The organism is Streptomyces sp. NPDC038135 (genome assembly GCF_055601245.1).
Genome location: NZ_JBVJXS010000007.1, coordinates 328,993 through 351,543 on the forward strand (window position 1 = coordinate 328,993; position 22,551 = coordinate 351,543).

Annotated in this window: 22 protein-coding genes; 11 read left to right on the forward strand and 11 right to left on the reverse strand. The window is 74.1% G+C overall.

Annotation, left to right across the window (positions count from 1 at the left end):
* Positions 1–42: 42 nt before the first annotated feature.
* Complete coding sequence (locus ACZ7JA_RS21810; protein WP_470809842.1) at positions 43–297, reverse strand: DUF397 domain-containing protein; 255 nt, start codon at positions 295–297, stop codon at positions 43–45.
* A complete protein-coding gene (locus ACZ7JA_RS21815) occupies positions 294–1,139 on the reverse strand; it encodes a helix-turn-helix domain-containing protein (protein WP_470809844.1) in 846 nt (281 codons plus the stop codon). Before ACZ7JA_RS21815 ends, ACZ7JA_RS21810 begins: the two co-directional genes overlap by 4 nt.
* 126 nt (positions 1,140–1,265) lie before the next feature.
* On the opposite strand from ACZ7JA_RS21815, the gene ACZ7JA_RS21820 reads away from it, so the two are divergent.
* Together ACZ7JA_RS21820 and ACZ7JA_RS21825 are read left to right on the forward strand one after the other, a co-directional pair.
* A complete protein-coding gene (locus tag ACZ7JA_RS21820) occupies positions 1,266–1,793 on the forward strand; it encodes an ATP-binding protein (RefSeq protein WP_470809846.1) in 528 nt (175 codons plus the stop codon).
* 155 nt (positions 1,794–1,948) lie between these two features.
* Positions 1,949–2,857 carry a helix-turn-helix domain-containing protein gene (locus ACZ7JA_RS21825; protein WP_470809847.1) on the forward strand — a complete coding sequence of 303 codons (909 nt, stop codon included), beginning with the start codon at positions 1,949–1,951 and terminating at the stop codon, positions 2,855–2,857.
* Between the two features lie 25 nt (positions 2,858–2,882).
* Here ACZ7JA_RS21825 and ACZ7JA_RS21830 read toward each other — a convergent pair whose 3' ends face one another.
* Together ACZ7JA_RS21830 and ACZ7JA_RS21835 are read right to left on the reverse strand one after the other, a co-directional pair.
* Positions 2,883–3,338: a DUF3592 domain-containing protein gene (locus tag ACZ7JA_RS21830; protein ID WP_470809849.1), complete on the reverse strand. Its 456-nt coding sequence runs from the start codon at positions 3,336–3,338 to the stop codon at positions 2,883–2,885.
* Between the two features lie 26 nt (positions 3,339–3,364).
* A complete protein-coding gene (locus tag ACZ7JA_RS21835) occupies positions 3,365–4,291 on the reverse strand; it encodes a DUF3027 domain-containing protein (protein ID WP_389303144.1) in 927 nt (308 codons plus the stop codon).
* Between the two features lie 405 nt (positions 4,292–4,696).
* Here ACZ7JA_RS21835 and ACZ7JA_RS21840 point away from each other — a divergent pair, with 405 nt between their 5' ends.
* The 4 genes from ACZ7JA_RS21840 (at position 4,697) to ACZ7JA_RS21855 (ending at position 8,217) form a co-directional block, all read left to right on the forward strand.
* Complete coding sequence (locus ACZ7JA_RS21840; protein WP_351665908.1) at positions 4,697–6,097, forward strand: MFS transporter; 1,401 nt, start codon at positions 4,697–4,699, stop codon at positions 6,095–6,097.
* A 62-nt stretch (positions 6,098–6,159) separates the two neighbouring features.
* Positions 6,160–6,660: a DUF2771 domain-containing protein gene (locus tag ACZ7JA_RS21845; RefSeq protein WP_351665910.1), complete on the forward strand. Its 501-nt coding sequence runs from the start codon at positions 6,160–6,162 to the stop codon at positions 6,658–6,660.
* A complete protein-coding gene (locus ACZ7JA_RS21850; protein ID WP_389450149.1) occupies positions 6,630–7,379 on the forward strand; it encodes a futalosine hydrolase in 750 nt (249 codons plus the stop codon). The genes ACZ7JA_RS21845 and ACZ7JA_RS21850 overlap by 31 nt, the downstream gene beginning before the upstream one ends.
* The gene (locus ACZ7JA_RS21855) at positions 7,369–8,217 is read left to right on the forward strand and encodes a 1,4-dihydroxy-6-naphthoate synthase (RefSeq protein ID WP_389303137.1); all 849 of its coding nucleotides are present in this window, start codon (positions 7,369–7,371) and stop codon (positions 8,215–8,217) included. The genes ACZ7JA_RS21850 and ACZ7JA_RS21855 overlap by 11 nt, the downstream gene beginning before the upstream one ends.
* Before the next feature lie 173 nt (positions 8,218–8,390).
* On the opposite strand, the gene ACZ7JA_RS21860 is transcribed toward ACZ7JA_RS21855, so the two are convergent.
* On the reverse strand, positions 8,391–8,774 hold the full coding sequence (locus tag ACZ7JA_RS21860) for a cold-shock protein (RefSeq protein ID WP_143630994.1): 384 nt from the start codon (positions 8,772–8,774) through the stop codon (positions 8,391–8,393).
* A 163-nt stretch (positions 8,775–8,937) separates the two neighbouring features.
* On the opposite strand from ACZ7JA_RS21860, the gene ACZ7JA_RS21865 reads away from it, so the two are divergent.
* Entirely contained in the window at positions 8,938–9,201 is a 264-nt protein-coding gene (locus ACZ7JA_RS21865) for a hypothetical protein (protein WP_351665916.1), read from the forward strand.
* Here ACZ7JA_RS21865 and ACZ7JA_RS21870 read toward each other — a convergent pair.
* Positions 9,165–9,794, reverse strand: coding sequence for an HAD family hydrolase (locus ACZ7JA_RS21870; protein ID WP_351665918.1), 630 nt, complete (start codon positions 9,792–9,794; stop codon positions 9,165–9,167). The genes ACZ7JA_RS21865 and ACZ7JA_RS21870 overlap by 37 nt on opposite strands.
* Positions 9,795–10,149: 355 nt before the next feature.
* Positions 10,150–11,133 (reverse strand): hypothetical protein, encoded by a 984-nt coding sequence (locus tag ACZ7JA_RS21875; RefSeq protein WP_450753176.1) that lies wholly within the window; start codon positions 11,131–11,133, stop codon positions 10,150–10,152.
* A 123-nt stretch (positions 11,134–11,256) separates the two neighbouring features.
* Between ACZ7JA_RS21875 and ACZ7JA_RS21880 the strand changes: the two genes are divergently transcribed.
* Positions 11,257–13,785 (forward strand): helicase C-terminal domain-containing protein, encoded by a 2,529-nt coding sequence (locus tag ACZ7JA_RS21880; RefSeq protein WP_470809857.1) that lies wholly within the window; start codon positions 11,257–11,259, stop codon positions 13,783–13,785.
* A gap of 641 nt (positions 13,786–14,426) precedes the next feature.
* Here the strand turns inward: ACZ7JA_RS21880 and ACZ7JA_RS21885 are convergent.
* Complete coding sequence (locus ACZ7JA_RS21885; RefSeq protein WP_470809859.1) at positions 14,427–14,993, reverse strand: hypothetical protein; 567 nt, start codon at positions 14,991–14,993, stop codon at positions 14,427–14,429.
* A gap of 149 nt (positions 14,994–15,142) precedes the next feature.
* Here ACZ7JA_RS21885 and ACZ7JA_RS21890 point away from each other — a divergent pair, with 149 nt between their 5' ends.
* A complete protein-coding gene (locus ACZ7JA_RS21890; protein ID WP_351665926.1) occupies positions 15,143–16,792 on the forward strand; it encodes a DNA repair helicase XPB in 1,650 nt (549 codons plus the stop codon).
* Here ACZ7JA_RS21890 and ACZ7JA_RS21895 read toward each other — a convergent pair.
* Both ACZ7JA_RS21895 and ACZ7JA_RS21900 read right to left on the reverse strand, forming a co-directional pair.
* Positions 16,744–17,976 (reverse strand): glycosyltransferase 87 family protein, encoded by a 1,233-nt coding sequence (locus ACZ7JA_RS21895; protein WP_470810040.1) that lies wholly within the window; start codon positions 17,974–17,976, stop codon positions 16,744–16,746. The genes ACZ7JA_RS21890 and ACZ7JA_RS21895 overlap by 49 nt on opposite strands.
* A gap of 52 nt (positions 17,977–18,028) precedes the next feature.
* The gene (locus ACZ7JA_RS21900; protein WP_351665928.1) at positions 18,029–18,211 is read right to left on the reverse strand and encodes a hypothetical protein; all 183 of its coding nucleotides are present in this window, start codon (positions 18,209–18,211) and stop codon (positions 18,029–18,031) included.
* Between the two features lie 304 nt (positions 18,212–18,515).
* Here ACZ7JA_RS21900 and ACZ7JA_RS21905 point away from each other — a divergent pair, with 304 nt between their 5' ends.
* A complete protein-coding gene (locus ACZ7JA_RS21905) occupies positions 18,516–20,606 on the forward strand; it encodes a HelD family protein (RefSeq protein ID WP_389450163.1) in 2,091 nt (696 codons plus the stop codon).
* A gap of 377 nt (positions 20,607–20,983) precedes the next feature.
* Positions 20,984–21,634: an LppU/SCO3897 family protein gene (locus ACZ7JA_RS21910; protein WP_470809863.1), complete on the forward strand. Its 651-nt coding sequence runs from the start codon at positions 20,984–20,986 to the stop codon at positions 21,632–21,634.
* 146 nt (positions 21,635–21,780) lie between these two features.
* Here the strand turns inward: ACZ7JA_RS21910 and ACZ7JA_RS21915 are convergent, their stop codons facing one another.
* On the reverse strand, positions 21,781–22,494 hold the full coding sequence (locus ACZ7JA_RS21915; protein WP_470809865.1) for a copper homeostasis protein CutC: 714 nt from the start codon (positions 22,492–22,494) through the stop codon (positions 21,781–21,783).
* Positions 22,495–22,551 lie beyond the last annotated feature (57 nt).

A 22,551-nucleotide genomic window follows, 5' to 3' on the forward strand; every position in this document is an offset into this window, starting at 1 on the left:
GAAGGTACAGCCCCGTGAGCGGGTGGCCGTCCGGCTCCGGCGTCAGGGCTGGGAGGCGTATGCGACGAAGGTCGCCCAGGTGGCGGGGGTGACGGTCAGCAGGGGGCCGTCGTCCTGCTTGGAGTCGCGTATGTGGATGGTGGCGCGCGTGGGGGCCACTTCGACGCAGGAGTCGCCCTCGCTTCCGCTGCTGTAACTGCTCTTGAACCAGTCCAGGGCGACTTCGACGCAGGAGTCACCCTCGCTGCTGCTGCTGTAACTGCTCTTGAACCACGCCAGATCGGTAGTGCGGATCATGCTGCCCCCAGCAGTCTCTCGAGGAAGGTCGTCGACTCACGTGGTGTGAGCGCCTGCGCGCGAATGATGCCGTACCGCAGCTCAAGGATACGGAGCTGTCTCGGCTCGCCGACGGGACGGCCGTTGGCCACCACGGGGGAGCGCCCCACCGCCGAGCCGTCGGCGAACTTCAGCACCTCGATGCTCCCGTCCACTCCCGCGTGCTCCTCACGGTCCATCGGCATCACCTGAAGCTCGACCTGGCGCAACTCGGCTACCTCCAGAAGATGTGCGAGTTGGCGACGCAGCACCTTCCGGCCCCCTAACGGACGCCGAAGCGTCCACTCCTCCAGAACGAAGCTGATCTCCGGCGAAGGCTCGCGCTCGAAGACGGACTTCCGGCCAACGCGCGCGGCGATGAACCGCTCGATCTCGTCACCGCTGTACGCGGGCCGCCGCATCTCCAGCAGCGCTCGCGCGTACTCCGGCGTCTGCAGCAGCCCGTGGACGTTCAAGGGGTCGTAGAGCTGAAGCTCGACCGCCTTCGCCTCGAGCTGCGCCAGCTCCCGCACCCGCTTCGGATAGCGGACCTTGGCCACGTCCTCCTTCATCGCGGCGAGCAGCCCGCCCGCGCTCAGCACCTCGTCCGCCTTGTCCAGGAACTCCGGGCGCGGGATCCGCCTGCCGCTCTCGACCTTGTAGACCATGTCCTCGCCGTAGCCCACGACCCTGCCGAACTCGGCCGCGCGCAGGCCCACCGCCTCGCGGCGCAGCCTGAGCTGCCGTCCCACGGTGGTGATGACGGCGACTCCCCAGTCGTCGTCCGGGTCGACCTCCCAGCCCGGCTCCTCTTCCTCGCCCATGGCGCGCCCCCTTCCCGTCCCCGCCGTCCCGACAGACCGGACACCGCCAGACACGCTCCGGACAGTGACCGTACGTACCCTCTTCGTCACTGTTCACGGTAGGCGCACGTCGCCACTCTGAGTAACGTGAATCAGCAAATCTCCACCCGTATCCCGAACTTCAGCGTGCGGCTCTCCCCCACGCCGCGCGGCGCCCGGCTGGCCCGGCTGCTCGCCACGGAACAACTCACCTCGTGGGGCGTGCCGTTGGAGCCGGCGGCGCTGATCGTGGCCGAGCTGGCGGCGAACGCGGCCACGCACGGGCGGGTGACGGGCCGGGACTTCCGGCTGACGCTCTACGTCGTCGCGGACGTGCTGCGGATCGAGGTGACCGACACCCGGGGCGACCGGCTCCCCCACGTCGGGACCCCGGAGCCGGACGCCGACTCGGGGCGCGGACTGATGCTGGTCGACGCCCTCGCCGACCGCTGGGGCGTCACTCCGGGTCTCACGCCGCGCAAGACGGTGTGGGCGGAGATCGTGCTGCCACCGCGACCCGGGAACTCGTGCTCCGGTCCGAGTGGCGCCCTTTCCCAAAGGACCACGAGGGAGAAAGAACCCACCCAAGCCCCACCCCTCCCGCCCGCCACGGCGCGCGCTCACTCGCCAGGGTGAACATCGCCAACGCGGCTGGCGTGGCGACCGGTTGATCGCTCTACGCTCGGCGCAGCAAGCACGGCACATGTGGTGAACCGGAAAAAATGACGGCCCCCGGCCGGGAGTAGCGATCCCGATCGAGGGCCTGACCACCAAGGAACAGCACCTTCCCGATGGATACCCAGAACCGTAGCGCGCCCCCGCGCGCCCAGTCCCGAGTTGTCGCCAAGAACCACCCGAACCGGCGGTCGGCCGCCGGCGGGCTGATCCACGACAACACCCGCCACTCCGCCCGCTTCACGGTGATCGGCAACCACCTGGCCCAGCATCCGGAGCTGTCCGGTCTCGCGATCGGGCTCGGGGTGCACATCCAGTCGCTGCCCGCGGGCTCCCGGGTCGACATCAGGACCCTGACCGCCCGCTTCCCCGAGGGCGCGGTCCGGGTCGCCGCCGCGCTGCGGGAGTTGGAGGCCCACGGATACCTGCGGCGCGAGCGCAGGCGCGGGGCGGACGGCCGTATCGTCACGCGCACGGTCTCGTGCAACCAGCCGGGAGGCGACGGGGACGCCCCCTCCGCGCCGCCGCCCCGGAGGAAGAAGCCCGCGAGCAGGGCGCTGCCGGCCGTGCCGCGTCCGGCCCAGGCCTCCCCGGCGCTCGTCCGGCGGGCCACGGACCTGCTCGCGGACCTCCGCCGCCACGACGCCCGCCTGCTGCTGTCGGCCCAGGACACCGCCCACCTGGCGCCGGGAGTCGCCGCCTGGCTGGAACGGGACGCGGCCCCCTCGGTCGTACGGCACGCGCTGACCACGGGCCTTCCGGACGAGCCCCTGTGCCGTCCGGCGGCCCTGCTGGCCCACCGCCTGACGGCCGGGTTGCCCGCACCGCCCCCGTTCCGCGCCCCGACGCCCCCGCCGGCGGTCCGGCACCCGCTCCAGAACTGCGAGGGCTGCGACCACGCCTTCCGCGCGCCGGCCCCGGGACTCTGCTCCGGCTGCCGCCCCCGTCCAGCGGGGGCCACCGGTACCGGCACCGTCCTCACCGCCGTCCACTCCACCCCTGGCGGGCCGCTCCACGGCGACTGATCCGCGCCGGGCCCGCGGCCGGAACTCAGCGGGAGCGGCGCCGTGTCACCAGGGCGACGGTCGTGCCGACGCCGGCGAAGATCAGGCCGATGCCGCCGAAGATCAGCGGCAGCAGCCACAGCGAGGCGAAGCCCTTGACCCGCGCGTCGTCCGGGGAGTCGGCGTCGTAGAGGACCTCGACGTGCTCGCCCTTCTCGTAGGACGGCGGGTTGGAGCCGAAGGAACTCCGGAACGTACGCCGCTCGCCGTCCGCCGAGGTGAACGCGACCACCGGGTACGCCACGGGGCCGTCGTGCGCCCGCTTCCTGCGGGAGCCGCTGTGGTCCTCGCGCCACTCCAGCGCGACCACCGTCCCCCGGGCGTGCTTCGCGCCGGACAGGAACGAGACCGACACGCCCGTGAGGATCAGCCCGACGACCAGGAACAGCGAGCCGAACGCGATCGCCCCGAACGTGATCCACCGGACGGCACGCCCGCTCACCCCCACCCGCACGACGCCCCCCGTCTTCAGGAGTGGCCGAGTTCCGCGGTCTCCGCGTCGCCCGTCTCCGGGACCGAGCCCGAGTCGCGGGCCGGGCGGAGCGGGAAGACGTCGATCCGGGTCTCGTCGACGACCGGCGGGGGCGGCTGCGGGGTCTTCGGCATGACGGCCGCCTCGGAGTGGGCGCCGCAGCCGTAGGACAGAGAGACCACCCGGCCGTCGGCCGGGGAGAACTCGTTCGCGCAGACGCCGAAGGCCTGGCCGAGCGAGCCACCGATCGGGGTGAGGAACCCGCAGGTCGCGCAGGTGGCGGGGGCCGCCTGGGCCATCGGGGTCTGGGGGCCGAACGACTCCTCCCAGCGGTCGGCCGCCATGTGCAGGCCGTACCGGGAGAGCACCCGCGCGCGCCGCATGCCCAGCTCCTCCGCCACCGAGGCGATCGAGCCGCGTACGGGCGTCGTGGGCTGGACGGCCGGGGCGCCGGGGGAGACCTCCGCGTCCTCGGCCTCCGCCAGTTCCGCAATCTCCCCGGACACGATCGAGTTCGGCGGGGGCTCCTCCTCACCCGTGTAGCCGGGCTCCAGACGCAGGTCCTCTTGGTCGGTGGGGAGCAGGTCGCCGGGGCCGAGGTCGCCGGGGCGCAGGCGCTCGCTCCACGGCACCCACTCGGGGGCGAGGAGGGCGTCGGGGCCGGGAAGCAGGACCACCTCGTCCAAGGTCACGATCTTGGCACGGGAGGCGCGGGCGACCGTCGCGGCCCAGCGCCAGCCCCGGTAGCCCATCTCCTTGCACTCGAAGAAGTGCGTGACAACACGGTCGCCCTCGGAAACCAGCCCCACGTGCTCGCCCACCACTCCGGGTGCGGCGGCCTCCTCGGCGGCGGACCGGGCGAGGTCGACGGCCTCGGCGCACAGACGGTCGGGGGTGCGGCTTCGCGTTGTCGCTGCGCTCACAGGTATCGCTTCTCTCCTACGCCGTCTGCAATGAGTGCGGCTGCCTCCGGCGGTTGGGGGGACGGAGCGGACCAGGGGGCCGCATCGACGTCCGCATCCGATCGCGCTCGGGCGCACCTCTGCCATCCATTCTGCGTTATGGCTGAGATACGCACGCTACCCGGTCGTCGGTGGTCGGGGACAGTCCGCCGCTGCCCGGCGATGTTTCCCGACCGGCCGCGCGCGCCGGTTGGCCGAGAACCGGCCCCGGCGAGCGGTCCTGTTGGCCGAAAAAAGACCGGTCCGGGAGCCCGTGTCCGTCATGGGGTGATCGGGTGGCGGGCCGCCCGCCGCCCGGCCGCCGCCGGACGGCCCGCCGACTCGCTTGGATTCAAACCGCACTATCGGGCGGGGTCTCGGGGCACTATGAACGACGTGGCAGCCACGGACAGGGACAGCGTTCGGGGTGGCGGATCGGGCCGGGTCGGCGGTGCCGTCCGCGCGGTCGGCCGTGCCCTGCACTCCCCCGTGACTGGCACCGCGCGGGGCATCCGCAAGGTCACGCACGCCCACGGCGCGGGCGAGTCGGGCCTCGGCAAGCTGATCGAACTGCACGCGGTGAACGGCGCCGGGGACGTCATGATCACGGTCGCGCTGGCGTCGACCGTGTTCTTCTCGGTGCCGACCGACGAGGCCCGCGGGCGTGTCGCGCTCTACCTGGCCATCACGATGGCCCCCTTCACGGTGCTGGCGCCCGTCATCGGGCCCCTGCTGGACCGGCTGCCGCACGGGCGGCGGGCCGCGATGGCCGGGGCGATGCTGACCCGGGCGCTGCTGGCGCTGATCATCTCGGGGGCCGTGGCGAGCGGAAGTCTGGAGCTGTATCCGGCGGCGCTCGGGGTGCTGGTCGCGTCCAAGGCCTACGGAGTGGTCCGCAGCGCGGTCGTGCCCCGGCTGCTGCCACCCGCCTTCTCCCTGGTGAAGGCGAACTCGCGGGTCACGCTGGCCGGGCTGCTGGCCACCGGCGTGGCCGCGCCGATCGGAGCGGGCCTGCACGCCCTCGGTGATCCCTGGCCGCTGTACGGGGCGTTCGTGATCTTCGTCGCAGGGACGTTTCTGTCCTTCTCCCTGCCGCCGAAGGTCGACTCCGCCAAGGGTGAGGACGTGGCGCTGCTCGCGGCCGACGAACAGCATCTGCACGGGCCGCGGCGGCAGCAGGCCAAGCGGCCGGGCCTGCGGACCGTCGGGCCGGCCGTCACGCACGCCCTCGCCGCCAACGCGGCGCTGCGCTGCCTGTCCGGCTTCCTGATCTTCTTCCTCGCGTTCCTGTTGCGCGAGCACCCGCTGACCGGGTCCAGCGCGGCGGTCTCGCTGGGGATAGTGGGCGTCTCGGCCGGGGCGGGGAACGCGCTCGGCACGGCGGTGGGCGCCTGGCTGAAGTCGAAGGCGCCCGAGGTCATCATCGTGACGGTCGTCGCGGTGGCGCTCGGCACGGCCGTGGTGGCCGCCGTGTTCTTCGGGGCGCTGCTGGTGGCCTGCCTGGCCGCCGTCGCGGGGTTCGCCCAGGCGCTGGCCAAGCTGTCGCTGGACGCGCTGATCCAGCGGGACGTGCCGGAGCAGGTGCGCACCTCGGCGTTCGCCCGGTCCGAGACGCTGCTGCAGATGGCGTGGGTGTTCGGCGGCGCGGTCGGCATCGTGATGCCGCTCAACGGCACCCTGGGTCTCGCCGTGGCCGCCGCGTTCGTGGCGGCCGGCTGGCTGGGCACGCTGCGCGGGCTGCTCGCCTCGGCCCGGCACGGCGGCCGGACCAGGGCGCGAGTGGCGTAACGAACCGGGCACGCCGTACCCCACGTGGGCGGACGGCCATGGGCGCCCGATAGCCTTCGGCCATGACCACGCTGCCCCGCGGCGAAGCCGCTGATGTAACACGTGCTGTGCGACGCCGCCGCGCCGTCGCCGCCGCCGGCGCCGTTACCGCCGGACTGCTCGTCCTGTCGGCCTGCGACAAGCCGACGCCCGTCGCGACCGTCACCGTCGGCCGGAACTCGGTCAGCTCGGAGGCGCTCTGCTACAACGACGGCAAGGCGCTGGACGCCAAGTCGCTGGCGAAGTGCTCCAAGAAGGCGAAGGACATCGAGTCCATCGAGGTGGGCCAGGACCAGACGGTCCGCTTCGGCGTCGACCCGAAGATCGCGGACGCCGGCTGGACGATCCTGGTGAACGGCAACCCGTTCTCCGAGTCCAGCAAGCTGACCACGCGCACCCTCCCGTACAACGCCTTCTTCAACCAGCAGTACGGCACCCAGGGCGACACCAACACCGTGTCGATCCAGATGGGCAGCAACCCGCCCAAGGGCCTGTGGTCCTTCAAGGTGAAGAAGGCGAGCTGACCACGCCTTCCGCACGCGTCCTCGTCGCCACCGCCGTCCCGGCCGAACGGGACGCGGTGGCGGGCGCGTTCCCCGGCGAGACGGTCGCCGTACGGCTGCCGGGCGCCGGACTCGTCCGGGTCCAGGACGGCCCCGACCTGCTGGCCGCCGGTGTCGGACCGGCCCTCGCCGCCGCCTCCACGGCCACCGCGCTGACCGCCGCCGCACTCGCCGGGACGCCCTACGACCTGGTGGTCTGCGCCGGGATCGGCGGGGGCTTCGCGCCGGAGGCGCCGCTCGGCTCACTCGTCGTCGCCGACGCGATCACGGTGGCCGACCTGGGCGCGGAGACCGCCGACGGCTTCCTCCCGGTCACCGAACTGGGCTTCGGAACCGTCACCCACCGGCCGCCGGAATCACTCGTACGAGGAATCTCCCAGGCTGCCGGAGCGCGCGCCGGCACCGTGCTCACCGTCTCCACCGTCACCGGCACCGCCGCCCGCGCCGCCGAGCTGCGCGCCCGTCACCCCGGGGTCCTCGCCGAGGGCATGGAGGGGTTCGGCGTGGCCGAGGCGGCCGCCGCGCACGGCGTGCCCGTGCTGGAGATCCGCGCGGTGTCCAACCCGGTCGGCCCGCGCGACCGCGCCGCCTGGCGCATCGGCGAAGCCCTCGCCGCCCTCACCGAGGGCTTCGGGAAGCTCACGCCCGTACTGGAGAGTTGGAACCCGCATGACCGCTGAGCAGCTTCAGATCGCGTACTCGCCCTGCCCGAACGACACCTTCGTCTTCGACGCCCTCGCGCACGGCCGCGTCCCCGGCGCGCCCGCGCTGGACGTGACCTTCGCCGACATCGACATCACCAACGGCATGGCCGAGCGCGGCGAGTTCGACGTGCTGAAGGTGTCGTACGCGGTGCTGCCGTACGTCCTGGAGGACTACGCGCTGCTGCCCTGCGGCGGGGCGCTGGGCCGGGGCTGCGGTCCGCTGGTGCTGACCCGCGAGGCTGGTGCGGACTTGACGGGCCGTACGGTCGCGGTGCCGAGCGAGAGGTCCACCGCCTACCTGCTGTTCCGGCTGTGGGCCGCGGACACCCTGCCCGGCGGCGTCGGCGAGATCGTCGTCATGCCGTTCCACGAGATCATGCCGGCCGTGCGGGACGGCAAGGTCGACGCGGGCCTCGTCATCCACGAGGCGCGCTTCACCTACCAGAACTACGGGCTGCACAAGCTCGCCGACATGGGCGAGCACTGGGAGCGCACGACCGGGCTGCCGATCCCGCTGGGCGCGATCATCGCCAGGCGCTCGCTGGGCGCGGACACGCTGAACCGGCTCGCCGACTCCGTGCGCGCCTCCGTGCAGGCCGCCTGGGACGACCCGGAGGCGTCCAGGCCGTACGTGATGGAGCACGCCCAGGAGATGGACCCGGCCGTCGCCGACCAGCACATCGGGCTATACGTGAACGAGTTCACCGCCGCGCTCGGCGAGGACGGCTACGCCGCGATCCGCGGGCTGCTCACCCGCGCGGCGGCCGAGGGGCTGGTACCGCCCCTCGGTCCGGACGCGCTCGCGTTCCCCTAGGTCGTGTCCGCGAAGTCGCGTCGTCCGCCCGCAGGGCGGGCGTCGCGGCGTCCGGTGCGTGCTCTCGGGGTGCCGGCCGGATGCCCTCGTACTGGGCGTACTCGGGCTTTCGGCCGGTGCGGCGAGAGTGCGTACCGGGCGTCGTGACGCAGACGCGACTTCGCGGACACGGCCTAGACGTCGAGCTGGTCGGCGACGGCGCGCAGCAGGCCGGCGATCTTCTTCCCGGAGGTCTTCTCCGGGTAGCGGCCCCGCTCCAGGCCCGGCGTGATGTTCTCGAGGAGGGTCGTCAGGTCCTGCACGATCGAGGCCAGCTCGTCGGGCTTCTTGCGCTGGGCCGCAGCGACCGAGGGCGCCGGGTCGAGCACGGTCACCGAGAGCGCCTGGTCGCCGCGCTGACCGGCGACGACGCCGAACTCCACACGCTGTCCCGGCTTGAGCGCATCCACTCCGGCGGGCAGAACCGAGGAATGGACGAAGACGTCACCGCCGTCGTCGCGGGAGAGAAAGCCGAAGCCCTTCTCACTGTTGAACCACTTGACTTTGCCGGTGGGCACGTCTGTCCTCGTCCTCGTACTCGTCGGGAAAACTGCTCGGAAAAGGCTTCTGACAGCAGAGAGCGGGTCGACCGTGACCCGCCGCAACCAAGGCTAATGGTCTTCGGGCGGGTGACAAGACGTCCACCGGTTGTTCTCTCGCGCTGGGAACTACCCTGGTCCGGTGCGTGACAAAACCCAACCGAATTCCGCCGGACCCGGTGACCGACTGATCCGCGCCGGTGTCATCGTGTTCTTCGTCGGGGCACTGGCCACTCTCGTCACCGTGGCCCCGCTGCTCCTCGGCACCAAGCCCTTCCCGACGTTCATGTTCGGCCTGAGCATGCTCATGGCCGTCGGCTTCCTGATCGCGGGCGCGGGGATACTGCGCTCCGTCGCCGCCGGGCGCCGTCAGGCCGGGGAGACGGCGCCGGGCGCCTCGCGGTAGCCGGCCAGCCAGGCCGGGAACGCGCCGAGGTCGTCGAGCACGACGTCCGCCCCGGCGGCGCGCAGTTCCTCCCCGTCGCAGGGGCCGGTGGCCACGGCCACGGACAGCGCGCCCGCCGTACGGGCGCCGCGGACGTCACCCACGTGGTCGCCGACGTACACCCGCGCGCCGTGCTCGCGCAGAGCCCGCGCCTTCTGCTCGGCCCACAGGTCGCCGACCACCAGGTCCGGCTCCAGGCCCAGGTGGGCGAGGTGCAGTTTCGCGTTCGGCTCGTACTTCGCCGTCACCACCATCGTCCGCCCGCCGGCCTCCCGCACCGCCTCCATCGCCTGCCTGGCCCCGGCCATGGCGGGGGTCGCGGTGATCGCGATCGCCGGGTACATCTCCCGGTACAGGTCGGCCATCGCGGGGACGTGCTCCGCGGGGAACCAGTTGATCAGCTCCTCCGCGAGAGGCGGGCCCAGGCGGGTCACCGCGAGATCGGCGTCGATGTACGTGCCCGTCCGCTCCGACAGCGCGAGGTAGCAGGCGCGGATGCCGGGGCGGGAGTCGATGAGGGTCATGTCCAGGTCGAAGCCGACGGTGAGAGTCATGGGGGTCATTTTGCCGGGGGGTGGGGGGGCTCTTCTGTGCGGGTGGCTGTGCGGGGGCTTTCTGGCACGGGGGGGTGTGCGGGGGCTTTATGGCCCGGGGGGTGTGCGGTGGTTGTGCGGGTGCGGGTGCGTGGGGGGCACCCGGCCTGCGGCCGGGTCCGGGTTCCCACCCGCACCGCCCGTGCGGGTTTCGTCGTCGGGTGCGGGTGGCCCCTGTGGGGGGCAGTCGCCGTCGGCGGGTGCGGGTGAGTGGGGGGCTGGCCAGCGGGTGCGGGGAGAGCCCCGGGGGGCGGTCGGCGGGTGCGGGATGCGTGAGGGGCGGTCGGCGGGTGCGGGGTGGGTGGGGGGGAGTCGGTCAGCGGGTTCGTTGGGAGCGCCAGACCAGGTACAGGGCTGAGGCGATCGCCGCGCCTCTGACCACCCACGGCCAGGTCTGGGTGAGAGCGTCGTTCATGTGGCCCCGGGCGATGGGGTCGCCCCAGCGGCCGGTGTTCCTGCCCCACAGCCAGACCAGGCCCGCCACCGCCGCCGAGCCGGGCAGGACCAGTACCGCCCACTTGGTCTCGGCCGGGGTCAGGCGCCGGGAGCCGTAGGCGATCAGCCAGCCGAGGAGCAGCGCGAACCAGTTGCCGAGCACGGCGCCCGCGACCAGCGCGGCGGCGGCCAACAGCAGAAGCGGGTTGGTCCAGCCGGCGGCCGGACGGGGCAGCGGGAGGAGACGGCGGCGCACGGGGGCCGGGGCCCCGTCGATCGCCTCCTTCGCCTCCTTCGGCTCGTCCGCGGCGGGTCGTTCCGTCGCCTCGGGGTCCTTCGGAGGGCGTTTGAGCAGGTCGGGGATCTCCACCCCGCCCACGAAGCCCGGAACGGCGTCGCTCGCCGCCGGGCCAAACGGGCTGTCGTCCACCCGCCACCAGTCCGGCCGCGCCGCGCCGTCCCCCAGCTCGTGCGCGGCGGCCAGGTGCGGCGGCGAGGCGCCCGGGGGCGGGGCGGGCCGCTCCGGTTCGGCGGGGCGCGGCCGCGGCACGACCCGGCGCAGCCCCTTGGGCCGCTCCTCCGGCTCCGGCTCGCGCTGCACGGGCACGGCGGTGACCGGCGGCTGCGGGACCGCCGCGGCGCCGCCCGCGGCCTCGACCACCTCGTCCGGCGTGCCGAGCCGGTCCAGGATGCGGCGCACGGCGGCCGGACTGTCCACCGCCGTCCGGGCGCGGTGCCGGTCGATCTCGTCGCGCAGCCGCGACACCAGCCGCATCCGGGTGGACGACGGCAACTGACGCTGCTGAGCGACGTCCCCGACGCGGCTCAGATACTCGTAGACGACCTGGTCGCTCTCGATCCCCACGGAACCCCTCCGGGGCGACGCCGATGAAACCCCTTGCCGATGAAACCCGTTGAGGAAGGTAGCGCAGACCGGCACCGAACTGCCCGCCCGGCGTTCGGCACGGCACCCGCTAACGTGGGTCAGATGAGCCCCGAGGCCAACTCAGCCCCCCGTTCCCTCGCCGAATCGCTCCGCATGAGGGACGACGCCTCGCTGGCCGCGCTGCTGCGCAGCCGCCCCGACCTCATCACCCCCGTACCCACCGACCTCACCCAGCTCGCCACCCGCGCCGGCACCCGCGCCTCGGTGCTGCGGGCACTGGAACGGCTGGACCGGTTCGCCCTGCAGACGGCGGAGGCGCTGGCGGTGGCCCCGGACCCGGCGTCGTACGGGACGCTGCTCGGCCTGATGGCGGGGGACGCGGGCGACTCGGCGGTGGCCGCCGCGCTGCCCCGCGCCGTCGCCGTCCTGCGCGAACAGGCGCTGGTCTGGGGCGACGACGACCGGCTGCGGCTGGTGCGCACCGCACAGGAGCTGCTGGCGCCCTCCGCGCAGCACCCCTCCCCCACCGGGCTCGGCCCCAGCGTGCAGGAGGCCACCTCGGGCATGTCGCCGGGGCGGATCCAGGAGATCGTCGCCTGCGCCGGACTGCCGTCCACGCACGACTCGGTCTCCGCGGTCACCGCGCTGACCGCCCTGTTCACCGACCGCAGGAAGATGTCCAAGCTGCTCGCGCAGGCGCCGGACGCCTCCCGGGAGGTGCTGTCCCGGCTGGTGTGGGGGCCGCCGTACGGGCAGGTCACCCCGGAACCGGCGGCGCACCTGCGCTGGCTGCTGGACCGCGGCCTGCTGCTGCCGACCGCGCCCGGCACCGTGGTGCTGCCCCGCGAGGTGGCGCTGCACCTGCGCGAGGGCCGCGCCCACCGCGCGCCCGAGCCGCGGCCGCCCGCCGTGGAGCCCGCCGCCACGCACGGGGCGCAGGTGGTGGACGCCACCGCGGCCGGGCAGGCGTACACCGCGCTGGCCACCGTCGAGGAGCTGCTGAAGGACTGGGACGAGGGCGGCCCGGCGGTGCTGCGGGCCGGCGGTCTCAGCGTGCGGGACCTGAAGCGGACGGCCGTCGCCCTCGACGTGTCCGAGCCGGTCGCCGCCTTCTGGATCGAGCTGGCCTACGCGGCCGGGCTGCTCGCCTCCGACGGCGAGGCCGACGAGCGGTACGCGGCCACGCCCGCCCACGACGAATGGCTCGATCAGCCCCCCGCCGAGCGTTGGGCCCGGCTGGCCCAGGCCTGGCTGACGGCCACCCGGACGCCGGGGCTGATCGGCGGCCGGGACGCCAAGGACCGCACGCTGTCCGCGCTGGGGCCGGGGCTCGACCGGTCCGCCGCGCCCGAGGTGCGGCACCGGGTGCTGACCCTGCTGGCGGGGCTCCCGGCGGGCGGGGCGCCGGCGGCCGAGGCGGTCCTGGCCCGGCTGCGCTGGGAGCGGCCGCTGCGCGGGCCCCGGCCGGACGACGGGGAGGACCTGCGCTCCCGGCTCGCCCGCTGGACCCTCGCGGAGGCGGAACTGCTCGGCGTCACCGGGCGCGGTGCGCTGTCCGCGCACGGCCGGGCGCTGCTGGGCGCGGCCGTGGCCGGGCACGCGGCGGGGGCGGAGTCCTCCGGCCCCGGAGACAAGCTGCCCGTCCACCACCGCCCGGCCGCACCGGCCGAGCCGCTGACCGCCGCCGAGCAGGCCGTCGCCGCCGGCGCCGCGGCCCGGCTCCTCGCGCCGCTGCTGCCCGAGCCCCTGGACCACGTGCTGCTCCAGGCCGACCTGACGGCGGTGGCCCCGGGCCCGCTGCGGCGGCCGCTGGCCGAGACGCTCGGGGTCCTGGCGGACGTCGAGTCCAAGGGCGGGGCGACCGTCTACCGCTTCACCCCGGCCTCGGTCCGCCGCGCGCTGGACGCCGGTCGGACCGCGACCGACCTGCACGCCTTCCTCACCGCGCACTCCCGCACGCCGGTCCCGCAGCCGCTGGCCTACCTCATCGACGACGTGGCCCGCAGGCACGGCCACCTGCGGGTGGGGGCGGCCTCGGCGTACGTCCGCTGCGACGACGACGCCCTGCTGAACGAGATCCTCGCCGACAAGCGGTCGGCCGCGCTGCGGCTGCGCCGGCTGGCGCCGACCGTCCTCGCCACCCAGGCGGACCCGGCCGCGCTGCTGGAGGGGCTGCGCGCGATGGGGTACGCGCCGGCGGCGGAGTCCGCCGAGGGGGACGTGCTGATCGCCCGCGCCCACGCCCACCGCACGCCGCCGCGCACCGCGCCCGAGCCGGTGCCGGACGGCCCGCCGCCGCCGGACGCCACGCTGCTCACGGCGGCGATCCGGGCGATCCGGGCGGGCGACCTGGCCGCCACCACGCCGCGCAAGGCCACCGGCGCCGCGCCGGCCCCGGGCGAGCTGCCGCGCACCGGCTCCGCCGAGACCCTGGCCACCGTCCAGGCCGCCGTGCTGACCGGCGAGGCCCTGTGGATCGGCTACGTCAACGCCGAGGGCAGCGCCAGCCAGCGGGTGATCGCCCCGATCCGCGTCGAGGGCGGCTTCGTCACGGCCTACGACCACACGGCCGACGAGGTACGGACCTACCCCCTGCACCGCATCACGGGCGTAGCCGAACTGGAGGAGTAACCGGCGACACCGACAACCGAAATCGGCCCCCCACCGCACCCGGTCGCTCCACCCCCCGCTCAACAGCCCCGCACCGGCATGTTCGCGGGCAGGCCGAAGTGGGCGGTCGATCGACTCGGACGCTGTTCCACGGCGCCCGCGGCCCGGCGAAGCAGCCGCGCACCGGCGCGTTCGCGGACGCGGCGGCTTCGGCGGGCGGCCAGTCGACACGGGGGTGGCCCGCGGAGGCCGCGAGTCGGCGGAGCAGGCCGTCAACAGCCCCGCACCGGCGCGTTCGCGGGCAGGCCGAAGTGGGTGCGGGCGGTGGCTTCCAGGGGGATGGCCGGCGGTGTGTCGGCGGCGGTGTCCGCGCTGACGCCGATGCCGGGTGGACGCCCGGGCAGACCCGCTCGGAGCCGCCGCCGGGCTCGCGCCGACCGCACCCGGCCAAGCGGCGCCGGCTCTCGGCGGCCACCGATCCGCGCCGGTGCCCAGCCGGCCGGTCGACGCGGGCGTCGGCCCACCGAGGCCGCGAGCCGGCGAGGCAGCCCCGGGCCGCTCGGCAGCCCCGCACCGGCGCGTTCGCGGACGCGGCGGCTTCGGCGGGCGGCCGGTCGACACGGGGGTGGCCCGCGGAGGCCGCGAGTCGGCGGAGCAGGCCGTCAGCAGTCCCGCACCGGCGCGTTCGCGGGCAGGCCGAAGTGGGTGCGGGCGGTGGCTTGCAGGGGGGTGGCCGGCGGTGTGTCGGCGGCGGTGTCCGCCTGGTGGGCGAAGTGGGCGTCCACCCACTGGGCGTAGCCAGCGCCGTCCGGCGGGGTCTGCGCCGACAGCACGCGGTAGCCGCCGGCCGCGCCGGCGTCCCGCCGCAGCCGCAGCACCTGGGGGCCCTGCGCGCCGCCGCACTCCAGCAGCGCGCCCGCCCGTACCCCGTACTCCAGGCACAGCGTGCTCACGCCCGCCCGTACCAGGCCGTCGTGCTCCGCGAGGTCCCGTGCCTGCGCCCGGCAGAACCAGCGCGCCCGGAGCCCGGGCACCGCCTCCCCGTACCCGCCGCCCCGGGAATCGGCCACCAGCCGGGCCTCGATCACCGGCCGCACCTCGCTCCACAGGCGCCCGTCGACGCCGGCCCGCCCCGGAGCACCGCCGGCGCCCGGCCCCATCGCCCACGCCCCGGTCGCCACCAGCACCCCCGTGGCCGCCAGACCGGCCCCCCACCTGCCCACAGTCATCGCCCCGACCTCCTCACCGGGCCGCGCCCCCGCGCCGCACCCGCAACGGAAGACCCACGGCGGCCGCGGGGGGTTGCAGGCGGCCCCGCCGTGATCAGCCGCCGGTAGGGCACACTGGACGTTTGGCCGTGCGGAAGGGAAGTGCGTAGGTGAACGGACCGCTTATCGTCCAGTCGGACAAAACCCTGCTCCTGGAAGTCGACCACGAGCGGGCCGACGAGTGCCGTCGGGCCATCGCGCCCTTCGCCGAGCTGGAGCGGGCCCCCGAGCACATCCACACCTACCGGGTCACCCCGCTCGGCCTGTGGAACGCGCGGGCCGCGGGGCACGACGCCGAGCAGGTCGTGGACGCGCTGGTGCAGTACAGCCGCTACCCGGTGCCGCACGCGCTGCTCGTGGACATCGCCGAGACGATGGACCGGTACGGCCGCCTCACCCTCTCCAAGCACCCCGCGCACGGCCTCGTGCTCACCACCACCGACCGGCCGGTGCTGGAGGAGGTGCTGAAGTCCAAGCGGATCGCCCCGCTGGTCGGCGCCCGCATCGACCCGGACAGCGTGATCGTGCATCCCTCCGAGCGCGGGCAGATCAAGCAGACCCTGCTGAAGCTGGGCTGGCCGGCCGAGGACCTCGCCGGGTACGTGGACGGCGAGGCGCACCCGATCGAGCTGCGCGAGGACACCTGGGCGCTGCGCCCGTACCAGAAGCAGGCCGTGGAGAACTTCTGGCACGGCGGCAGCGGTGTGGTCGTGCTGCCCTGCGGCGCGGGGAAGACGCTGGTCGGCGCCGGCTCGATGGCGCAGGCGAAGTCCACCACGCTGATCCTGGTCACCAACACCGTCTCGGCGCGCCAGTGGAAGCACGAGCTGGTGAAGCGGACCTCGCTGACCGAGGACGAGATCGGCGAGTACAGCGGGACCAGGAAGGAGATCCGCCCGGTCACCATCGCGACCTACCAGGTGCTGACCACCCGGCGGAAGGGCGTCTACCCGCACCTGGAGCTGTTCGACTCCCGGGACTGGGGGCTCATCGTCTACGACGAGGTGCACCTGCTGCCCGCCCCCGTCTTCAAGTTCACCGCCGATCTCCAGGCCCGGCGGCGGCTGGGTCTCACCGCGACCCTGGTGCGCGAGGACGGACGCGAGTCCGACGTGTTCTCGCTCATCGGACCCAAGAGGTTCGACGCGCCCTGGAAGGAGATCGAGGCGCAGGGCTACATCGCGCCGGCCGACTGCGTCGAGGTCCGCGTCAACCTGACCGACTCCGAGCGGCTGGCGTACGCGACCGCCGAGACGGAGGAGAAGTACCGCTTCTGCGCCACCACCGCGACCAAGCGGAAGGTCACGGAGGCGATCGTGCGCCGGTTCGCCGGGCAGCAGATCCTCGTCATCGGCCAGTACATCGACCAGCTCGACGAGCTGGGCGAGCACCTGGGCGCCCCGGTCATCAAGGGCGAGACCTCCAACGCCCAGCGCGAGAAGCTCTTCGACGCCTTCCGCGAGGGCGAGATCAGCGTGCTGGTCGTCTCCAAGGTCGCCAACTTCTCCATCGACCTGCCCGAGGCCACGGTCGCCATCCAGGTGTCCGGCACCTTCGGCTCCCGCCAGGAGGAGGCCCAGCGCCTCGGCCGCGTGCTGCGTCCCAAGGCCGACGGCCACCAGGCCCACTTCTACTCGGTCGTCGCCCGCGACACCATCGACCAGGACTTCGCCGCCCACCGCCAGCGGTTCCTGGCGGAACAGGGCTACTCCTACCGGATCGTGGACGCCGACGAGATCCTGGCCGAGGGCACCGGCTGAGCGGCGGTCAGCGCCGCGCCCGCCAGTAGCGCGAGCCCCAGCAGCGGGTACGGCGAGGCCAGCGGCTGCTGCCACCAGGACAGGCGCAGATCGCCCTCGCCCTGGTGCGGGACCAGCCAGAGCGTGCGGGCGGTGAAGACGGCCGCCGTCACGGCCGCGAGCCGCGGCCGGCCGTCGGCCAGCAGCACCGCGAGCAGCGGCACGCACCACACCCAGTGGTGCGACCAGCTGATCGGGGAGATCAGCAGGGCCGTGAGCGCGGTCAGCAGGACGCCGTGGCGGTCGTGCCGGGCGCGGGCCGCCAGGTACAGGCCGGCCACGCCGACGGCCGCCGCCGTGAGGAACCAGCAGGCCCCGGGCGCAGGGTCGTGCAGCGCGCGGGCGAGCAGCCCCTGCAGGGACTGGTTGTCCACGATCCACGCCTTGCCCACCCGGCCCGTCTGCCACAGCCGCCGCGTCCAGTAGTCGGTGCTCGCGGCGGGAAGCAGCAGGGTGCCGAGCGCGACGGTGGCGGTGAGGGCGGCCGTCGCCGTGGCCGCCTCACGGGTGCGGCCCCTCAGCAGCAGGTAGGCGATGAAGATCGCGGGGGTGAGCTTGACGCCGGCCGCCAGTCCCAGGGCCAGGCCTCTTCCCCGGGCGCCCGGGGGGCGGGTGAGGTCCCACAGAACCAGGCAGGCGACGGCGAGGTTGATCTGGCCGAAGAGGACGGTCTGGAAGACCGGTTCGAGCCAGAGGGCCAGGGCGGTGGCCGTGCAGAGCAGGGGCAGAGGGAGGGGCCACCGGAGCCGCTGGTGCGAGGAGGCCCGTGCCGCAGGGCCCGGGGGGCGCTGGGCGCGGTGTGGTGGCAGGGGTGGAGGGTGGGAGGCGAGCCGGGCGGAGAGGGCGACGAGTCCGGCGAGCAGAAGCGCGTTGCCCGCGAGGAACACCGCCTTCAGGGCCGCCAGCGGAATCCAGGTCGTAGGGACGAACAGAGCCGCCGCGAAGGGCGGGTAGGTCGCCGGCAGCCGCCAGTGGGTGGCCGTCAGTCCGTACAGGTCGCCGCCGTGGGAGGCGGCGGTGCCCTCGGCCCGGTAGACCAGCAGATCGGCCATCGGGGCGCGCTGCAGCAGGCACAGGACGGCGAAGGAGCAGAGGGAGACCGCCAGGAGAAGCGGGGGGAGCAACGGGGGGAGGCGAGGTGACAGGGCAGGGAGCAGGGGCTTCACCGTCCGTTTCCGCACGGTGTGACCCTATGTGTCACTTACGGCGTATGCCCGCCTCCTCGCCGTACTCGCCGAGGATCACGACCCCGAACGCGGCCTCCAGGAACACCTTGACGGCACGCAGGGCGTTGCCGAGGGGATGGTGATGGGGGCCGTCCATGGCCGTTGCGCCGGACGGTGGACGGACAGGGGCTGAAGAGAAAGTCGCTGCGCTCATGTCTCCATGGTGGAACTTCGGGCGCGCGTCCGGAATCGGTCTCCGGGTCCAATTCCCTGGAGCGTGCGTAGCCCTCCGGGTGGAGCGCTCCCCTACACCGGACGGACCCCGTCCCTTAGGGGCAGAATTCGGGGAGGTCAAAATCCATTGGCTTCATCCCGCCGCCCTCACCTAAAATCTCCGCTCTTGCCCGCCTCCCTCTCGGAGTGCCGCCATCCGGCCGGAAACCGGACGGCATCGTCGCCGGCCCGAAACCGACGGCATTCGTCGTAGCCACGCAGCAGGCCCATCCGGAGGCACCCCCTTGTCCACGCCCGCCCACGAACAGCTCGACGGCCCACTCGACGGCTCGCCGGACGCCCCGCTCCACGACCCGCTGGCCCGGGAGCGGTCCCACCTGGCCTCGTCCCGGTCGGCCCTGCGCGCCATGCGCGAGGACGTCGAGGCGCTGGACATCAGCGACGTCACCGCGAACTGGGTCAACGCCGCGGTGCTCGCGCACCAGATCGACGAGCGCATCAAGGCGCTGGCCGACCTCAAGGACACCCCGCTGTTCTTCGGCCGGCTCGACTACCTGCACGCCCCGGGGGCCGCGCAGGCCGAGGGCGCGGAGGGCGAGCAGTTCTACATCGGGCGGCGGCACGTGCACGACGCCGACGGCGACCCGATGGTCATCGACTGGCGCGCCCCGGTCTCGCAGCCGTTCTACCGCGCGTCCAAGAAGGACCCGATGGACATCGCGCTGCGCCGCCGCTTCGGCTACACCGGCGGCGACCTCACCGCGTACGAGGACGAGCACCTGTCCGACCCGGCCGAGGCGGCCACCACCAGCAAACTGCTCCAGCAGGAGATCGAGCGGCCGCGCGTCGGCCCGATGCGCGACATCGTGGCCACCATCCAGCCCGAGCAGGACGAGATCGTCCGCAGCGGGCTCGGCGGGACCGTCTGTGTGCAGGGAGGACCGGGCACCGGAAAGACCGCCGTCGGCCTGCACCGGGTCGCCTACCTCCTCTACGCCCACCGGGAGCGGCTCGCGCGCACCGGCACGCTGGTCATCGGCCCGAACCGGTCGTTCCTGCACTACATCGAGCAGGTCCTGCCGGCGCTCGGCGAGCTGAGCGTGCGGCAGGCGACCGTGGACGACCTGGTCGCGCAGGTGGAGGTGCGCGGCACGGACGACGCGGCCGCCGCCGTGGTCAAGGGCGACGCCCGTCTCGCCGAGGTGCTGCGCCGGGCCCTGTACTCCCACGTGAGCATGCCCACCGAGCCGGTCGTGGTGGTGCGCGGCTCGCGACGCTGGCGGGTCCCGGCGTACGAACTGGAGGAGCTGGTCCGCGAGTTGCTGGACCGGGACATCCGCTACGGCGCCGCGCGCGAGGCGCTGCCGCAGCGGATCGCGCACGCGGTGCTGGTGCAGATGGAGCGGGCCGGGGAGGCCCCGGACGACCGGGTGCAGGACGCGGTCGCCCGCAACAGCGCGGTGAAGGCCGCCGTGAAGGCGGTCTGGCCGGCCGTGGAACCGGCGAAGCTGGTCCTGCGGCTGCTGACCGACCCCGGCTTCCTCGCCGAACACGCCGAGGGGATCCTGGACGAGGACGAGCAGAAGACGATCCTGTGGGCCAAGCCGGTGCGCAGTGTGAAGTCGGCGAAGTGGTCGGCGGCGGACGCGGTGCTGATCGACGAGGCGACGGACCTGATCCAGCGCACGCACTCGCTGGGCCATGTCGTCCTGGACGAGGCGCAGGACCTGTCCCCCATGCAGTACCGGGCCGTCGGGCGCCGCTGCACCACCGGCAGCGCGACCGTCCTCGGCGACCTGGCGCAGGGCACCACGCCGTGGGCGACCCGGAGCTGGGACGAGGCGCTGGCCCATCTCGGCAAGCGCGAGGGGGTCGTCGAGGAGCTGACGGCCGGTTTCCGCGTCCCCACGGACGTCATCACGTACGCCTCCCGGCTGCTCCCGCACATCGCTCCGGGCCTCACCCCGGTCGCCTCGGTCCGGGAGAACCCGGGCTTCTTCGAGGTCCGCGCGATCGCCGAGCCGGCCGAAGTGGTCGCCGCCTGCGAGGAGTCGCTGCGGCACGAGGGCTCGACGGGCCTGATCGCCGCGGACGCCCGCGTCCCGGTCCTCGCCGAGGCGCTGGCCGCGGCCGGGATCGCGTATCTCGCCCCGGGCGAGGAGACCACCCGGGAGACCCGCCTCACCCTGGTACCGGCCTCGCTCGCCAAGGGCCTGGAGTACGACTACGTCGTCCTCGACGAACCGCAGGCGGTGGTGGACGGCGAACCCGACGAACGGACCGGCCTGCGCCGCCTGTACGTGTCCCTGACCCGTGCGGTGTCCGGCCTGATCGTGACGCACACCGCCCCGCTGCCCGGGCAGCTCGCCGACTAGGCTCCTGTGCCGTCCCGCTCCGTCAGGATCCCCCGGAAGGCGCCCAGTTGAGCACCCCACCGCCGTCGCACCCCGCCCACCAGCAGGCGCCGGGGCCCCATCCGCCGGCGCCGGGACCGTACGCGCCGGCGGGTCCGGGGCCGTACGCGCCGGCGGGTCCGGGGCCGTACGGGCAGCCCGCCGGTTCGTACGGGCACCCGTCAGGGCCGTACGCGCAGCCCGCCGGGCCGTACGGGCAGCCGTCGGGGCCGTACGGGCAGCCTCAGCCGGCGTCTGTGGCCCAGCAGCCGGTTGCAGGTGTGTACCCGCAGGCGCCGGGGCCGTATCCGCAGGCGCCCGGTCCGCACCCCGGCGGAGGGCAGGCGGCGGGGTGCCAGATGTGCGGGGCGGCTCCCGCGGCGCCGGTGACGGTGCGCGGCCACCAGGGCATGCTGGTGGTCATGCGGTTCCTGCGCCGCCAGGGCGTGTTCTGCCACACCTGCGCGCTGGCCGTCTTCCGGGACATGCAGGCGGACACTCTGGTCATGGGCTGGTGGGGCCCGCTGTCGGTGTTCATCACGCCCTTCACCCTGCTGGCCAACCTCAGCGCCCTGTCCGGCATCCGGCGGATCCCGGCGCCGGGCACGCCCGGTTGGCGGCCGCCGCTGGATCCGGGCCGGCCGGTCTTCCGGCGCCCGGCCGGCATCCTCGCCCTCATCCCGCTCGCCCTACTGGGCCTGCTGGTCCTCGCCGTCACGGCCCTCCTCGTCATCGGCCTGGTGGCGGGACCGAGCGACGGCGACGGCAGCGGCGGCACGGACACGGGGAGCGTGGGCGCGACCCTGGACGCCGGCTCGTGCGCGCGCAACGACGCCTCATGGCCCGCGCAGGATTTGAAGCCCGTGGACTGCGGTTCACCGGACGCCCGGTACCGCGTCATCGACCCGAAGAGCGGCTCCTGCGCGTCCGGGGACTACGCCGCCTACCCGCAGTACAGCGACGACGGCACCTCCTTCTGCCTGCGCCCGCTGAAGGGCCAGGCGCCCTGAGCGAGAGCCGGGCGCCCCGGTTGGAGAGCCGGGCGGCCCGGTTGGAGAGCCAGGCGGGCCCGGTTGGAGAGCCAGGCGGGCCCGGTTGGAGAGCCAGGCGGGCCCGGTTGGAGAGCCGGGCGGGCCCGGTCGGAGGGCCGGGCGCCCTAGGAGCGGGCGGCCAGGGCCACGTCCTCGTCGAGCACGGACCGCCACTGCTCGACCGCCGCCGCAGAGACGGGCCCGAGCCATCCGCCGGGGCGGGCCGCCCCGCCGATGTGGAACGCCTCGATCCCGGCGGCGCGCAGCCGCGGCACATGGTCCAGGCGCAGGCCGCCGCCCACCATGATCTGCTGCTCGTAGCCGGGCTGCCCGCCGAGCGCCGCCTCGGCGACCAGCGTCGCCAGCCCCTCGTCCACGCCGGCCGAGGATCCGGCCGTCAGATACGTGTCCAGACCGGGCAGGCCGGCGACCCGGCGGCGCAGGGCGTCGCGGTCGGCGGTGCGGTCGATCGCCCGGTGGAAGGTCCAGCGGCAGCCGTCCAGCGCGGCCACCAGCCGCTCCACCGCGGCCAGGTCCACCCCGCCCGCCGCGTCGAGGAACCCGAGCACGAACTGGTCGGCGCCCGCGTCCCGCATCTCCTGCGCGACCCGGACCAGCCGGTCCACGTCGCCGGCCGCGAAGCCGTCCGCCAGCCGCAGCATCACGCGCAGGTCGATGTCCACGGCGGCCCGGATGCCGGCGACGGTGGCGGCCGGCGGGGTGAGTCCGTCGGCCGCCATCTCCGTGACCAGCTCCAGGCGGTCCGCGCCTCCGGCCTGGGCGGCGACCGCGTCCTCGATGTCGAGGGCGATCACCTCCAGGACTGCACGCTTGCTCATGGCACCCCATTCGTCGGCGGTATGCGTCGGCGGTTCATCGACGGCTACAGGTCTAGT

Excerpts from the sequence above, each read along its gene's own strand:
- ACZ7JA_RS21870 (WP_351665918.1), bottom strand. The coding sequence starts at position 9,794 with ATGACTCTCACCGTCGGCTTCGACCTGGACATGACCCTCATCGACTCC.
- ACZ7JA_RS21845 (WP_351665910.1), top strand. The coding sequence starts at position 6,160 with ATGACCACGCTGCCCCGCGGCGAAGCCGCTGATGTAACACGTGCTGTG.
- ACZ7JA_RS21910 (WP_470809863.1), top strand. The coding sequence starts at position 20,984 with ATGTGCGGGGCGGCTCCCGCGGCGCCGGTGACGGTGCGCGGCCACCAG.
- ACZ7JA_RS21825 (WP_470809847.1), top strand. The coding sequence starts at position 1,949 with ATGGATACCCAGAACCGTAGCGCGCCCCCGCGCGCCCAGTCCCGAGTT.
- ACZ7JA_RS21855 (WP_389303137.1), top strand. The coding sequence starts at position 7,369 with ATGACCGCTGAGCAGCTTCAGATCGCGTACTCGCCCTGCCCGAACGAC.
- ACZ7JA_RS21880 (WP_470809857.1), top strand. The coding sequence starts at position 11,257 with ATGAGCCCCGAGGCCAACTCAGCCCCCCGTTCCCTCGCCGAATCGCTC.
- ACZ7JA_RS21885 (WP_470809859.1), bottom strand. The coding sequence starts at position 14,993 with ATGACTGTGGGCAGGTGGGGGGCCGGTCTGGCGGCCACGGGGGTGCTG.
- ACZ7JA_RS21810 (WP_470809842.1), bottom strand. The coding sequence starts at position 297 with ATGATCCGCACTACCGATCTGGCGTGGTTCAAGAGCAGTTACAGCAGC.
- ACZ7JA_RS21840 (WP_351665908.1), top strand. The coding sequence starts at position 4,697 with ATGAACGACGTGGCAGCCACGGACAGGGACAGCGTTCGGGGTGGCGGA.
- ACZ7JA_RS21915 (WP_470809865.1), bottom strand. The coding sequence starts at position 22,494 with ATGAGCAAGCGTGCAGTCCTGGAGGTGATCGCCCTCGACATCGAGGAC.
- ACZ7JA_RS21815 (WP_470809844.1), bottom strand. The coding sequence starts at position 1,139 with ATGGGCGAGGAAGAGGAGCCGGGCTGGGAGGTCGACCCGGACGACGAC.
- ACZ7JA_RS21900 (WP_351665928.1), bottom strand. The coding sequence starts at position 18,211 with ATGAGCGCAGCGACTTTCTCTTCAGCCCCTGTCCGTCCACCGTCCGGC.